At 68.7% G+C, this 12,674-nt stretch carries 12 protein-coding genes; 4 read left to right on the top strand and 8 right to left on the bottom strand.

Features of this window, described 5'->3' with window-relative positions; translation table 11 throughout:
* Positions 1-823 precede the first annotated feature (823 nt).
* Positions 824-2,278 (top strand): DEAD/DEAH box helicase, encoded by a 1,455-nt coding sequence (locus tag MFF56_RS09665; RefSeq protein WP_066919143.1) that lies wholly within the window; start codon positions 824-826, stop codon positions 2,276-2,278.
* Between the two features lie 233 nt (positions 2,279-2,511).
* Complete coding sequence (locus MFF56_RS09660; RefSeq protein WP_066919145.1) at positions 2,512-3,576, top strand: GGDEF domain-containing protein; 1,065 nt, start codon at positions 2,512-2,514, stop codon at positions 3,574-3,576.
* 10 nt (positions 3,577-3,586) lie between these two features.
* Here MFF56_RS09660 and MFF56_RS09655 read toward each other — a convergent pair whose 3' ends face one another.
* Positions 3,587-3,961 (bottom strand): HesB/IscA family protein, encoded by a 375-nt coding sequence (locus MFF56_RS09655; protein WP_066919147.1) that lies wholly within the window; start codon positions 3,959-3,961, stop codon positions 3,587-3,589.
* 148 nt (positions 3,962-4,109) lie between these two features.
* On the opposite strand from MFF56_RS09655, the gene MFF56_RS09650 reads away from it, so the two are divergent.
* On the top strand, positions 4,110-4,697 hold the full coding sequence (locus tag MFF56_RS09650; RefSeq protein WP_066919149.1) for a Uma2 family endonuclease: 588 nt from the start codon (positions 4,110-4,112) through the stop codon (positions 4,695-4,697).
* Positions 4,698-4,707: 10 nt separating this feature from the next.
* On the opposite strand, the gene MFF56_RS09645 is transcribed toward MFF56_RS09650, so the two are convergent.
* The 7 genes from MFF56_RS09645 to MFF56_RS09615 all read right to left on the bottom strand — a co-directional run bounded on the left by MFF56_RS09645 (position 4,708) and on the right by MFF56_RS09615 (position 11,697).
* Positions 4,708-5,091 carry an SUF system Fe-S cluster assembly protein gene (locus tag MFF56_RS09645; protein ID WP_066919151.1) on the bottom strand — a complete coding sequence of 128 codons (384 nt, stop codon included), beginning with the start codon at positions 5,089-5,091 and terminating at the stop codon, positions 4,708-4,710.
* Between the two features lie 44 nt (positions 5,092-5,135).
* The gene (locus tag MFF56_RS09640) at positions 5,136-6,380 is read right to left on the bottom strand and encodes a cysteine desulfurase (protein WP_066919154.1); all 1,245 of its coding nucleotides are present in this window, start codon (positions 6,378-6,380) and stop codon (positions 5,136-5,138) included.
* A 245-nt stretch (positions 6,381-6,625) separates the two neighbouring features.
* On the bottom strand, positions 6,626-7,948 hold the full coding sequence (locus MFF56_RS09635; protein ID WP_066919156.1) for a SufB/SufD family protein: 1,323 nt from the start codon (positions 7,946-7,948) through the stop codon (positions 6,626-6,628).
* A gap of 3 nt (positions 7,949-7,951) precedes the next feature.
* Positions 7,952-8,704 carry a Fe-S cluster assembly ATPase SufC gene (sufC, locus tag MFF56_RS09630; RefSeq protein WP_066919158.1) on the bottom strand — a complete coding sequence of 251 codons (753 nt, stop codon included), beginning with the start codon at positions 8,702-8,704 and terminating at the stop codon, positions 7,952-7,954.
* 15 nt (positions 8,705-8,719) lie between these two features.
* Positions 8,720-8,959 (bottom strand): cytoplasmic protein, encoded by a 240-nt coding sequence (locus tag MFF56_RS09625; RefSeq protein ID WP_066919160.1) that lies wholly within the window; start codon positions 8,957-8,959, stop codon positions 8,720-8,722.
* Positions 8,960-8,987: 28 nt separating this feature from the next.
* The gene (gene sufB / locus MFF56_RS09620; protein ID WP_066919162.1) at positions 8,988-10,457 is read right to left on the bottom strand and encodes a Fe-S cluster assembly protein SufB; all 1,470 of its coding nucleotides are present in this window, start codon (positions 10,455-10,457) and stop codon (positions 8,988-8,990) included.
* A gap of 61 nt (positions 10,458-10,518) precedes the next feature.
* Positions 10,519-11,697, bottom strand: a complete 1,179-nt coding sequence (locus MFF56_RS09615) for a cysteine desulfurase family protein (RefSeq protein ID WP_066919164.1) — start codon at positions 11,695-11,697, stop codon at positions 10,519-10,521.
* Between the two features lie 297 nt (positions 11,698-11,994).
* On the opposite strand from MFF56_RS09615, the gene MFF56_RS09610 reads away from it, so the two are divergent.
* Positions 11,995-12,651, top strand: coding sequence for an alpha/beta hydrolase (locus tag MFF56_RS09610; RefSeq protein ID WP_066919166.1), 657 nt, complete (start codon positions 11,995-11,997; stop codon positions 12,649-12,651).
* Positions 12,652-12,674 lie beyond the last annotated feature (23 nt).

The raw sequence follows: 12,674 nt of genomic DNA, 5'->3' as shown, positions 1-12,674 counted from the left end.
ACCGGCGTAGAAGCCCGTCCAGGTGAAGACCGGCACCGGCGTGAAGACCGGCGGCGGAGCGGCGCGACGCGGAAGGTCGGCGGCCGAGGCGGCAGCGGTCAGGCCGGCGAGCACGGTCGAAGCGAGGAGAAGCTTTTTCATTGGGTCCTGGGTCCTGTGTGGCAAAGCCGGGCCGCTTGTAGGTCCTCGTGGCCGAGGGGTCTGTCGCTTTCCTGCAACAAGCTCGGCCAGATAAAACCGGAGCTCTCAACGAAAGGTGAAGTTTACGCTGGCCGCAGGCAGATCCCGGAGCGGATGTGCTCCCGCGCACATGGAGGTTATAGCAGGCGGGAAGCTGATTAGCCGGCGGCGGCGCGCCGGATCAATTGAGGCGAAACCGCGGCGCGCCTGCGCGGAGATCCGCGCAGGCGCATCCGAAGCCTGCATAATAACCGGAGGCCGGCTTTTTACTTCCGGCCACGGGATCGCTCAGGGATCGCCGGCGCGATCGCGCCCGCGCCGCCGGGATCGCGCCGCCGGGATCACACCGCCGGGATCACACCGCCGGGATCGCACCACCATGTGCCGCGGCAGTCCGAGGCGCGGGTCGCGCGGCGAATTCCCCACGGAAAACAGGGCGATCGCGCCAGCACAAGATTGACAAGAGGCAGCAACGTCCTAAGTGTCTGGCACACTTACGTGCACGGTGGGTTCCAGGCCAGGTTCCCGACGAGTCGGCCGACTGCGCTGCGCCATCCGGCCCATGCCGACCCGGCAGCCGTTGCAGCGACCGACCCCTCCGCGCCGGCTGGTCCGATCCCGCGCGCAACGGTTCACATATCTGATGCCCTTCTCCGACCTCGGATTGAGCGACAAGGTCCTGCAGGCCGTCTCGGCCGCCGGCTACACCGAACCGACCCCGATCCAGGCTCAGGCCATCCCGCACGTACTCGCCCGGCGCGACGTGCTCGGCATCGCCCAGACCGGCACCGGCAAGACCGCGGCCTTCACGCTGCCGATGCTGACCCTGCTGGAGACCGGCCGCGCCCGCGCCCGGATGCCCCGCACGCTGATCCTCGAGCCGACGCGCGAGCTCGCCGCGCAGGTCGAGGAGAATTTCGAGCGCTACGGCACCAACCACAAGCTCAACGTAGCGTTGATCATCGGCGGCGTCTCCTTCGCCGACCAGGACGCCAAGCTGACCCGCGGCACCGACGTGCTGATCGCCACCCCGGGCCGGCTCCTCGACCATTTCGAGCGCGGCAAGCTGCTGCTGACCGGCGTCGAACTCCTCGTCATCGACGAGGCCGACCGCATGCTCGACATGGGCTTCATCCCCGACATCGAGCGCATCGTGAAGATGGTGCCCTTCACGCGGCAGACGCTCTTCTTCTCGGCGACCATGCCGCCGGAGATCGAGCGCCTGGCCGATATGTTCCTGCACAACCCGCAGCGCGTCGAGGTGGCCCGCCCCGCCTCGACCGCAGAGACAATCGTGCAGCGCCTCGTCGCGACGGGCTCCGAGGGCCACGCCAAGCGCGACCGCCTGCGCCGGCTGATCCGCAATGCGGAGGAGTTGAAGAACGGCATCATCTTCTGCAACCGCAAGCGCGACGTGGCCCTGCTGCAGAAATCGCTCGTCAAACACGGCTTCGGCGCCGCCGCGCTCCACGGCGATATGGACCAGCGCGCCCGCATGGCGGCCCTCGACGCCTTCCGCGCGGGCGAGACCCCGCTCCTCGTCGCCTCGGACGTCGCCGCGCGCGGCCTCGACATCCCGGCGGTGAGCCACGTCTTCAACTTCGACGTGCCGCACCATCCGGAGGATTACGTGCACCGGATCGGCCGCACCGGCCGGGCCGGCCGGGCCGGTGCCGCGTTCACGCTCGTGGGCAGCGGCGACGACCGCTCCCTCCAGGCGATCGAGTCGCTGATCGGCAAGCCGATCCCCTGGCTCGACGGCGACCTCACCTCCGTCAGCGAGGACGAGTCGGGGAGCGAGGAGACGCGCACGCGCCATCGCGGCTCCCGTTCGGGGACGGAGCGGCGCAGCCGTGGCAAGGCCGCGGAAACGCGCGGCGAGGGACGCGGCAGCCGACGGGCCGTGCCCCAGCGCGAGCGCAGCGAAGCCCCCCCGCGCATGCCGGAACCGGCTGTCCGCACCGCGGTGCCGGAGCGGGTGCGCGACGAGCGCCGCCCGTCCCGCCGGCCGGAAGCCGACGGCGATACGCCGGTCGGCCTCGGTTCGCACGTTCCGGCCTTCCTCCTCCGGCCGGTACCCGTCAAGCGGGAGTCGTGACGCCTCCGGCCCGCACGACTACTCAGGGCGCGGGGCTCGACTGTCATATCGGCCCCGGTTCTACATTCGTGCAGCGGTTGCAGCCCGAATTGCAGCCTTCCTACTGTCGGGTTCTCGACATAAGTTAGTTCTCGGCCGGCGGGCTTTAACACTCCATCCATCCCTCGTCCCTACAGTGCATCTGGGCTGGCCTGTGCCGACGCGGCGCGAGCCCAAGCAGCGACAGGACCAGGATGAGCCAGGGGCGCCACGCGGATCGCGACTACAGCTTCGCCCTCGCCCAGAGGGTGCAGGAGTTGATGCGCGATTACGGGCCGTCGGCCACGCCGCGCGCCTACACGGTCTGGTACAGCTACGTCGCGGGCCACCATCCGCTGATGAACGACGCGCTCAAGCGGCTGATCGGGCAGAAGCAGGCCCTGACCGAGGCAGACACCGACGCGCTGTTCGAGCAGCACCTCGCGGGTGGTCGCCTCGCCGACATCGCGGGCGAGACCAGTGCGACCATGCTCAGCGAGATCGCGGGCGTGATGGAGATGCTCGATCTCTCGGTCGGCTCAGCCGCCGCCTACAACGCCTCGCTGTCGAGCCTCAGCCAGGACCTGACGCAGAATGCGGTCACCCGCGAGCGCGTCCGCGAGATCGTCGGCACCCTTGTCGGCAAGACGCGGGAGGTCGCCACCAGCAACCGGGTGCTCGAAGCCCGGATGCGCGAGAGCCGGGCCGAGATCGAGATGCTGCGCGAGAAGCTGGAGGCGACTCGGCTGGAGAGCCTGACCGATCCGCTTACTGGCCTATCGAACCGCAAGCATTTCGAGGAGGTGCTGCGAACCTCCGTCGAGTCCGCCGCCGTCACGGGGACTCCGATGAGCCTCGTCGTCCTCGACATCGACTTCTTCAAGCGCTTCAATGACCTGTACGGTCATCTCACGGGCGATCAGGTGCTGCGGCTCGTGGCGATCGTGATGCGCGAATCGGCCGGCCCGCAGGCCACGCTCGCCCGTTTCGGCGGCGAGGAATTCGGCATCGTCCTGCCAGGCCTGGAGCGCGCGGAGGCGCGGGTGATCGCGGAGGCCGTGCGACAGAGCGTGATGGGCCGCGACCTCGTCAAGCGCTCGACCGGCGAGTCCCTGGGCCGGGTGTCCGTCTCGGTCGGCGTCGCCGTCCACAAGGCCGGCGACTCGCCCGTCTCGCTGCTCGAGCGGGCCGACCTCTGCATGTTCGCGGCCAAGCGCGCGGGCCGCAACCGGACCATCGACGATTCCGTCGGGGCGGACGTCCTTCAGGACGTCGCCTGAGCGGGTGCCCTCAGGCCGGGGCGCCGAGGCGCTCCGGGCTCGCGGGCGTGATCGCGACCGACTCGCCGCAGCCGCAGGCCGAAGTCTGGTTCGGGTTGTTGAACACGAACTGCGAGGCGAGCTTCGTCGTCTGGAAATCCATCTCGGTGCCGAGCAGGAACAGCACCGCCTTCGGATCGATGAAGACGCTGACGCCCTTGTCCTCGACCACGTCCTCGCCGGGGTTGCGCGCCTCGGCATACTCCATCGTGTAGGACATGCCGGCGCAGCCGCCGTTCCGCACGCCGACGCGCAGGCCCGCGATCGGGCGCTCCGCGTCTGCCATGATGGCCTTGATCCGGGTCGCCGCCGCATCGGTCAGCGACATCACCTTGAAACCTGACATCGTCTCGCTCTCCTGCCTCCGGGTTCAAGGCCCGGGCGGGTGCGTGTTCTGGTACGCCCCAGAGATAAGCATCGCGCCCGCTCCGGTCCACCGCATCGCGGCCACGACTCCGGCCTTCCGTGCTAGGATCCACCCCGAGGAGGACGCGATGGCCGAACCCGCGATGCGGCGCATGACGCTGGAGGAGTTCTTTCAGTGGCAGCTCGGGCAGGACGGGCTCTACGAACTCGTGGACGGCGTGCCGGTACCCCACGTGAAGATGATGACCGGCGCCAGCGCCCAGCACGACCGGGCCACCGTCAACATCATCATCAGCTTGGGAAACCAGCTCCGCGGCAGCGGTTGCCGGCCGACCACGGACGACATCGCGCTGCGCACCGGGATCGCGACCCTGCGGCGTCCCGACGTCACGGTGGAGTGCGCCGACCTCGTCCGCGACACCTACGAGAGCCGGCCGCCGCGTCTCGTCGTCGAGGTGCTCTCGCCCTCGACCAGCAGCATCGACCGCTTCCGCAAGCTCGACGAGTACCGGCGCCACCCGACGCTCCGCTGCATCCTCCTCGTGGAGACGCGCTTCCCGGGCGCCGTCCTGTATCGCCGCCGGGAGGACGCCTGGGAAGCCGAGACCTACGAGGCGATGGCCGACATCATCGACCTGCCCGAGATCGGCGCGCGGCTCGCGCTCGCCGACATCTACGACGACATGCAGTTCGAGGCCGGTGGCACACCGGCCTGATCGCCGCGCCCTACCACATATCCAGCGCGACGCGGGCCTCGTCGGACATCCGGCTCTGGTCCCACGGCGGGTCGAACACCATCGTGACGGTGCAGGATTGCACGCCCGGCACCGCCGAGACCGCGTTCTCGACCCAGCCCGGCATCTCGCCGGCCACCGGGCAGCCCGGGGCGGTCAGCGTCATGTCGATCGCGACCGCGCGGTCGTCACCGATATCGACCCGGTAGATCAGGCCGAGCTCGTAGATATCGGCCGGGATCTCGGGGTCGTAGACGCTCTTCAGGGCCGTCACGATCTCGTCGGTCAGACGGTCGAGCTCGGCCGGCGGGATCGCCGAGGCGCCCTCGACCTTCGGGGCGTTGGCGCCGCCGGTGATGGTCGCATCGGTACTCATCCAAACCTCCTCGGGCCGCGCCGGCGGGCCGCGTCGTAAAAGAATCAGGCGAACAGCATCTCGGCCTTCGCGAGCGCCTCCGCAAGCACGTCGATCTCGTCCGTGGTGTTGTAGAGGCCGAACGAGGCCCGGCAGGTCGAGGTCACACCGAAGCGCTGGAGCAGCGGCATGGCGCAGTGGGTGCCGGCGCGGACCGCCACGCCCTGCCGGTCGATCACGGTAGCGATGTCGTGGGCGTGCGCCCCCTTCATCTCGAAGGCGATCACGCCGCCCTTGTCCTTCGCCGTACCGATCAGCCGGACCGCGTTCATCGCGCCGAGCCGTTCCTGGGCGTAGGCGGTGAGCCGCGCCTCGTGCGCCGCGATGGTCTCGCGCCCGATTGCCATCATGTATTCCAGCGCCGCCCCCAGCCCCACCGCCTCGACGATCGCCGGCGTGCCGGCCTCGAAGCGGTGCGGCGGGTCGTTGTAGGTGATCGCGTCCTGGCTGACGGTGCGGATCATCTCGCCGCCGCCCTGGTAGGGCGGCAGCCGGTCGAGCCACGCCTTCTTGCCGTAGAGCACGCCGATCCCGGTCGGGCCGTAGACCTTGTGGCCGGTGAAGACGAAGAAGTCGCAGTCGAGGGCCTGCACGTCGACCGGCTGGTGCACCGCGCTCTGCGCCCCGTCGAGCAGCACCGGCACGCCGTGGGCGTGGGCGATGCGCACGATCTCGGCGGCCGGCGTCACCGTGCCGAGCACGTTCGACATGTGGGTGATCGCCACCATCTTGGTGCGCGGCGTGAACAGTTTTTCGTACTCCTCGACGAGGAAGTTCCCGTCGTCATCGACCGGCGCCCACTTGATCACGGCGCCGCGGCGCTCGCGCAGGAAGTGCCAGGGCACGATGTTGGAGTGGTGCTCCATGATCGAGAGGATGATCTCGTCCCCCTCCCCGATCAGACCGGCCCAGCCCATGGAGGAGGCCACGAGGTTGTAGGCCTCGGTGGCGTTGCGGGTGAAGATGATCTCGTCGGTGGAGGCCGCGTTGAGGAACTGGCGCGTGGTCTCGCGCGCGCCCTCGAACCCTTCGGTCGCGGCGTTGGCCATGTAGTGCAGGCCGCGATGGACGTTGGCGTAGCCCGTCTCCATGCAGGAGACCATCGCGTCGATGACCTGCCGCGGTTTCTGGGCCGAGGCCGCGTTGTCGAGGTAGACCAGCGGCTTGCCGTAGACCTGCTGGGCGAGGATCGGGAAATCCCGACGGATCGCCGCGACGTCGTAGCCGGTGTTGAGGACGGGTGCGTTCATCGGGTCACGCTCGCGGATCTCCCTCTCCCCTTCGCGGGAGGGGGTGGCCCTCGCGTCGGCGAGGGTCGGGCGAGGGGAGCGACGGAGTTCGGCATCGATATCGAGCCTCTGCTTGAAGCGGTGTCCCCTCTCCCGCCTCACTCCGTTCGGCACCCTCCCCCACCCAGATCGGGTTTGCCCGATCTGGGCACCCATCTGTGGAACTCGGGCAAGCCCGAGTTCCAGTGGGGGGAGGGTTGGGCGCATCAAGCGCGGGCGGCGAGCCAAGCCTCGATCTCGCCGATCAGCGCCGCGCGGGCGCCCTCGTGCGTGACGGCCTCCACCGACTCGCCGACGAAGGCCTGCACGAGCAGGCTCTGGGCGGCGGCGCGCGGCAGACCGCGGGCCATCAGGTAGAAGAGCAGATCCTCGTCCGGCGCGCCGCAGGTGGCGCCGTGGCCGCAGGCGACGTCGTCGGCGAAGATCTCAAGCTCCGGCTTGTTCATCATCTGCCCCTCGTCGGTGAGGAGCAGACAGTCGGACTTCATCTTGCCGTCGGTCTTCTGCGCGATCTGCCGAACGATGATCTTGCCCTGGAAGACGCCGGTGGCGTCGCCGTCGATCACCGTCTTGAACTGCTCGCGGCCGACACCGCCGACAGCCGCGTGGTCGGCGAGGAGCGTCGAGTCGGCGAGCTGGCCGGAGCGCAGCATGGCGGCGCCGTTGACGACCACGTTGGTGTCGTCACCCGCGATGTGCACGTAGATCTGGTGGCGCGAGAGCACCGCGCCCGTCACCAAGTTCATGCTCTCGACGCTGGCTTGGCGCTCGAGCTTCAGCGACAGGGTCGAGAGCGCGATCGCTGCGTCGCCCTCGATGTTGAGCCGGGTGTGCCGGAAGGCGGCCCGCTCGCCGATGACGACGTCGAGCGCGTCGTTCGGCTGCGTGGTCACGCCGTTCGGGCCCTCGTGGCTCTCCAGCAGGGAGAACTCGGCGTCGGTGCCGAGTTGCACCAGCACGCGGGTCGCGGTCGAGAACGGCGTCTCGCCCGTGCCGACGAAGCGCAGGTGCACGGGCGTCTCGGGCTTGGCGCCCGCCGCCACCGTGATCAGGGCGCCGTCCGCCAGGAAGGCGGTGTTGAGCTGATAGATCGGGTTCTCGCGCGCCTGGGCGACGGGCGCGAGCAGCTTCAGCCCGGCATCACCCTTCGCCAGAGCCTCGCCCATCGGGACGACGGTGACGCCCTCCGGGATCCGGTCGAGGTCGGACAGCTCGGGCACGAGGTGGCCGTTGACGAAGGTCAGCCGCGCGGCTTCGATGCCGGCGAAGCCCCGGGCCCCGGCGACCGCTGCCTTGGCAACGTCGAGCGCGGGCGCCTCGGCCGGCGGGGCGGCTTCGGTGATGGCGGCGCGCAGGTCCGTGTACTTGAAGGCCTCGACCCGGCGGCTCGGCAGGCCGGTCGCCTCGAAGAAGCGGAAGGCCTCCTCGCGGCTGATGGCCGTCTCGGCGGCGAAGGCCTGGCGGGACGACTCGAACAGCTTCGAGAGGCCGGCCTCGGCGGGGGAGCGGAGGTTTGCGATCTCGGCCATGGCTTACGCGGCCTCGCTCGTGCGGTACTCGGCGTAGCCGGAGGCCTCGAGCTCCAGCGCCAGCTCCTTGCCGCCGGTCTTCACGATCTGGCCCTTCGACATGACGTGCACGGTGTCGGGCACGATGTGGTTCAGGAGCCGCTGGTAGTGGGTGATGACGAGGAAGGAGCGTCCTTCAGCCCGCAGCGCGTTGACGCCCTCGGAGACGATGCGCAAGGCGTCGATGTCGAGGCCCGAATCGGTCTCGTCGAGCACGCAGAACTTCGGCTGCAGGAGCGCCATCTGGAGGATCTCCATGCGCTTCTTCTCGCCGCCGGAGAAGCCGACGTTCAGCGCCCGCTTGAGCATCTCCTTGTTGATCTCGAGCCGGTCGGCCGCCGCGTTGACCGCGCGGATGAAGTCGGGGGTCGAGATCTCGCCCTCGCCGCGGGCGCGGCGCTGCGCGTTCATGCAGGCCTTCAGGAAGGTCATCGTGCCGACGCCCGGGATCTCCAGCGGGTACTGGAAGGCCAGGAACACGCCGGCGGCGGCGCGCTCGTCGGGCTCCATCTCGAGCAGGTTGTGGCCGTCGAGCAGGATCTCGCCGTCGAGGACCTCGTAATCCTCCTTGCCGGCGATGACGTAGGAGAGCGTCGACTTGCCCGAGCCGTTCGGGCCCATGATGGCGGCGACCTCGCCGTCCTTTACGGTGAGGTTGAGGCCATTCAGGATACGGTTGTCCTCGATCTGCACGACGAGGTTCTTGATCTCAAGCATTCTAGTCCAAGTCCTTCAAAACCATAGCCGATGCATCGCCTGCAGGAAGGCTCGGCGGGCTACCGGAAAGCCGGAGAGGTCGCCGATCACCGCATCGATGCCGCACCGGGGGCAGAGGGGGGTGCCCTCTTGGGCGATCCACTCCTCGATCTCGTCCGGCGCGAAGATCTCCAGGCAGTAGAAACAGCCGCACGCGGCGCTGCTCGTCACCTCGTCGGCGTGCCGCGAGCAGTGCCGGTGGGCCGCCCGCAGCACGTCGTCTTCGTAAGGATCGCCCAGGCGATCAGCCCACCGAGCCTTCCAGGCTGATCGAGATCAGCTTCTGGGCCTCGACGGCGAACTCCATGGGCAGCTGCTGCAGCACGTCGCGGACGAAGCCGTTGACGATGAGCGCGGTCGCCTCCTCCTCGGAGAGGCCGCGCTGCTGGCAGTAGAACTTCTGCTCCTCGGAGATCTTCGAGGTGGTGGCCTCGTGCTCGAAGACCGCCGACGCGTTCTTCGACTCGATGTAGGGCACGGTGTGTGCGCCGCACTGGTCGCCGATCAGCAGCGAGTCGCAGTTCGTGAAGTTGCGGGCGCCCTTGGCCTTCTTGTGGGCCGAGACGAGGCCGCGATACGTGTTCTGCGAGCGGCCCGCCGAGATGCCCTTCGAGATGATCCGGCTCGTCGTGTTCTTGCCGAGGTGGATCATCTTGGTGCCGGAATCGACCTGCTGCATACCGTTCGACACCGCGATCGAGTAGAACTCCCCGCGGGATTCGTCGCCGCGCAGGATGCAGGACGGGTATTTCCAGGTGATGGCCGAGCCGGTCTCGACCTGCGTCCACGAGATCTTGGAGCGGGCGCCGCGGCAATCGCCGCGCTTCGTCACGAAGTTGTAGATCCCGCCCTTGCCCTCGTTGTCGCCCGGGTACCAGTTCTGGACGGTCGAGTACTTGATCTCGGCGTCGTCCAGCGCGACGAGTTCGACCACCGCGGCGTGGAGCTGGTTGTCGTCGCGCTTCGGGGCGGTGCAGCCCTCAAGGTACGAGACGTAGCTGCCCTTGTCGGCGATGATCAGCGTACGCTCGAACTGGCCGGTGTCACGCTCGTTGATGCGGAAGTAGGTCGACAGCTCCATCGGGCAGCGCACGCCCGGCGGGATGTAGACGAACGAGCCGTCCGAGAACACGGCCGAGTTGAGCGTCGCGAAGAAGTTGTCCGTCACCGGCACGACCGAGCCGAGGTACTTCTGCACCAGGTCCGGGTACTCGCGGATGGCCTCGGAGATCGGCATGAAGATCACGCCGGCCTTCTCGAGCTCCTTCTTGAAGGTCGTGGCGACCGAGACCGAGTCGAACACGGCGTCGACCGCGACGCGGCGCTCCGGCGCGATGCCTTCCAGCACCTCGACCTCGCGCAGCGGGATGCCGAGCTTCTCGTAGGTCTTCAGGATCTCGGGATCGATCTCGTCGAGCGACTCGGGGCCCTTCCGCTTCGGCGCGGCGTAGTAGTAGATGTTGTCGTAATCGACCCGGTCGTAGGAGACGCGCGCCCACTCCGGCTCCTTCATGGTGAGCCAGCGCTTGTAGGCGTCGAGGCGCCACTGCAGCATCCACTCGGGCTCGTTCTTCTTGGCCGAGATGAAGCGGACGACGTCCTCGGAGAGGCCCTTCTCGGACTTCTCCATCTCGATCACGGTCTCGAACCCGTACTTGTACTGGTCCAGGTCGATCGAACGGACCCGGTCGATGGTTTCCTGCACAGCAGGCATCAGCGTCTCCTAAGCATCACCGGCTTCAAGGACCGGGGCTGTCTCTCGGATGGCTTGGGTTCTACGCGGCTCGGGCCGCTTCCCCTCGCCGCTTATATAGGGTGTGAATCACCCGTTCGAAGGCGTCGAGAAACCGCGATGCGTCCTCAATGCCCGAATTCCAGCCGAAACTGACGCGCAGCGCCCCCGTGGCGAGCGCAGGGCTCACGCCCATCGCGGCAAGCACGGGAGAGCGCGCCACCTTGCCGGACGCGCAGGCCGAACCCGACGACACCGCGACACCGGCGAGGTCGAGGGCGATCAGGGCGGTCGGCGCGTCGAGGCCCGGCACGGCGAAGCTCAAAGTGTTCGGCAGCCGCGGCGCGTCCGCGCCGAACACCGCCGCGTCGGGAGCACGCGCCAGAACGCCCGCTTCCAGCGCGTCCCGCAGGCCCGCCAGCCGGGCGCCCTCCTCCGCAAGGACGGCATGCGCGATCTCCGCCGCCACGCCCATACCGACCAGGGCCGGCAGGGCCTCGGTGCCGCAGCGCAGGCGCGCCTCCTGGCCGCCGCCGCGGACGAAGGCCGCCTCCAGGCTCACGCCCGCGCCGAGCACGAGCGCGCCGACGCCCTTCGGGGCGGCGAACTTGTGGCCGGACAGCGTCAGGGCGTCGAGGCCGAGGGCGGTGAAATCCAACGCGATCTTCCCGGCCGCCTGCACCGCGTCGCTGTGCACCAGCGCGGCCCCATGCCGCCGGGCCAGAGCGACGATCTCGGCGAGCGGCTGGACCACGCCGGTCTCGTTGTTGGCCGCGTGGACCGAGACCAGGACCGCCTCGTCGCGCAGGGCATCGAGACGGGAGGCCAGCGCGCCGAGGTCGATCACGCCCGCAGCGGTCACCGGCAGAACCTCGACCGCGCCCTCCGCGAACCGGTGGCCGACGGCGACGCAGGGGTGCTCGGTCGCACCGACAAGCAAGCGGGTCGGCGCGGGCGAGCCGGCGCGACGCAGCGCACCCGACAGCGCGGCGTTGGCCGCCTCGGTGCCGCCGCTGGTGAACACCACGCGGGAGGCCGGGGCGCCGACGAGCCGGCCAACCTGGGCGCGGGCGGCCTCGAGGGCGGCCCGGGCCGCCCTGCCCTCGGCATGCACCGAGGAGGGATTGCCCGGCAGTGCCAGCGCGCGCGCGACCGCAGCCGCAACCTCGGGCCGGACCGGCGAGGTGGCGTTGTGGTCGAGATAGGCGCGCTCCGGGCTCATCGGCTCTTCGTCATCCTCAGGTGTGACATTTCCTTGCTTTTCGCCCCCACCATCGTGCTAAGCCCCCGCGGAACCCGCACGATCAGGGCCGAGGAACGACGACGCGCGAAGGGTTTGGCCGAAGCAGCACCGGTGTGCCGATCGCGACCGAACCTTATTTTAGAACGATTCTAATCGCCTAGAACCGTTCTAAGAGCGCTTGTAAGTCGGGCGCGAGCCGAGTCAAGGCGGTCGCGGGACGAAGCGCGGCGTGACGCAGGCGTGCACCTGCATCCGCCACAGGAGTCAGAGACAAGTATGCCCGAGGTCATCTTCACCGGTCCGGCCGGCCGACTGGAAGGCCGTTATCAGGCGCCGAAGAAGCGCGGCGCCCCGATCGCGATCATCCTGCATCCGCACCCCCAATTCGGGGGTACGATGAACAATCAGATTGTGTACAATCTTTTCTACACCTTCGCCAACCGCGGATTCGCGGCCCTGCGCTTCAATTTCCGCGGGGTGGGCCGCAGCCAGGGCGCGTTCGACCACGGCTCGGGCGAACTCTCGGACGCGGCCGCCGCGCTTGACTGGGTGCAGTCGGTGAACCCGGAGGCGAAGTCCTGCTGGATCGCGGGCGTCTCGTTCGGCTCGTGGATCGGCATGCAGCTCCTGATGCGCCGCCCCGAGATCGAGGGCTTCATCTCGATCGCCGCGATGGCCAACCGCTACGACTTCACCTTTCTGGCGCCCTGCCCGTCCTCGGGCCTGTTCGTGCACGGCTCGGAGGACCGCGTGGCCCCGGCGCGCGAGGTGATGCCGGTGATCGAGAAGGTGAAGACCCAGAAGGGCGTCATCATCGAGCACCAGATGGTGGAGGGCGCCAACCACTTCTTCGACGGCAAGGTCGACGAGCTGACCCAGACCGTCGACACCTATCTCGACAAGCGGCTGGGCGGCCGGGACGAGGTGGCGTAGCGGATCGCACACCCTCCCCCTTC

This window comes from Methylobacterium hispanicum, from assembly GCF_022179285.1.
Taxonomy (GTDB): Bacteria; Pseudomonadota; Alphaproteobacteria; order Rhizobiales; family Beijerinckiaceae; genus Methylobacterium; species Methylobacterium hispanicum.
Note: the sequence above shows the minus strand (reverse complement) of the source record. Positions and strands in the feature narration are given on the sequence as shown.

What these genes read in the sequence shown, in the direction of transcription:
- MFF56_RS09640 (WP_066919154.1), bottom strand. Translation starts at nt 6,380, where the DNA reads ATGAACGCACCCGTCCTCAACACCGGCTACGACGTCGCGGCGATCCGT.
- MFF56_RS09655 (WP_066919147.1), bottom strand. Translation starts at nt 3,961, where the DNA reads ATGTCAGGTTTCAAGGTGATGTCGCTGACCGATGCGGCGGCGACCCGG.
- MFF56_RS09615 (WP_066919164.1), bottom strand. Translation starts at nt 11,697, where the DNA reads ATGAGCCCGGAGCGCGCCTATCTCGACCACAACGCCACCTCGCCGGTC.
- MFF56_RS09645 (WP_066919151.1), bottom strand. Translation starts at nt 5,091, where the DNA reads ATGAGTACCGATGCGACCATCACCGGCGGCGCCAACGCCCCGAAGGTC.
- sufC (WP_066919158.1), bottom strand. Translation starts at nt 8,704, where the DNA reads ATGCTTGAGATCAAGAACCTCGTCGTGCAGATCGAGGACAACCGTATC.
- MFF56_RS09665 (WP_066919143.1), top strand. Translation starts at nt 824, where the DNA reads ATGCCCTTCTCCGACCTCGGATTGAGCGACAAGGTCCTGCAGGCCGTC.
- MFF56_RS09610 (WP_066919166.1), top strand. Translation starts at nt 11,995, where the DNA reads ATGCCCGAGGTCATCTTCACCGGTCCGGCCGGCCGACTGGAAGGCCGT.
- MFF56_RS09650 (WP_066919149.1), top strand. Translation starts at nt 4,110, where the DNA reads ATGGCCGAACCCGCGATGCGGCGCATGACGCTGGAGGAGTTCTTTCAG.
- MFF56_RS09660 (WP_066919145.1), top strand. Translation starts at nt 2,512, where the DNA reads ATGAGCCAGGGGCGCCACGCGGATCGCGACTACAGCTTCGCCCTCGCC.
- sufB (WP_066919162.1), bottom strand. Translation starts at nt 10,457, where the DNA reads ATGCCTGCTGTGCAGGAAACCATCGACCGGGTCCGTTCGATCGACCTG.
- MFF56_RS09635 (WP_066919156.1), bottom strand. Translation starts at nt 7,948, where the DNA reads ATGGCCGAGATCGCAAACCTCCGCTCCCCCGCCGAGGCCGGCCTCTCG.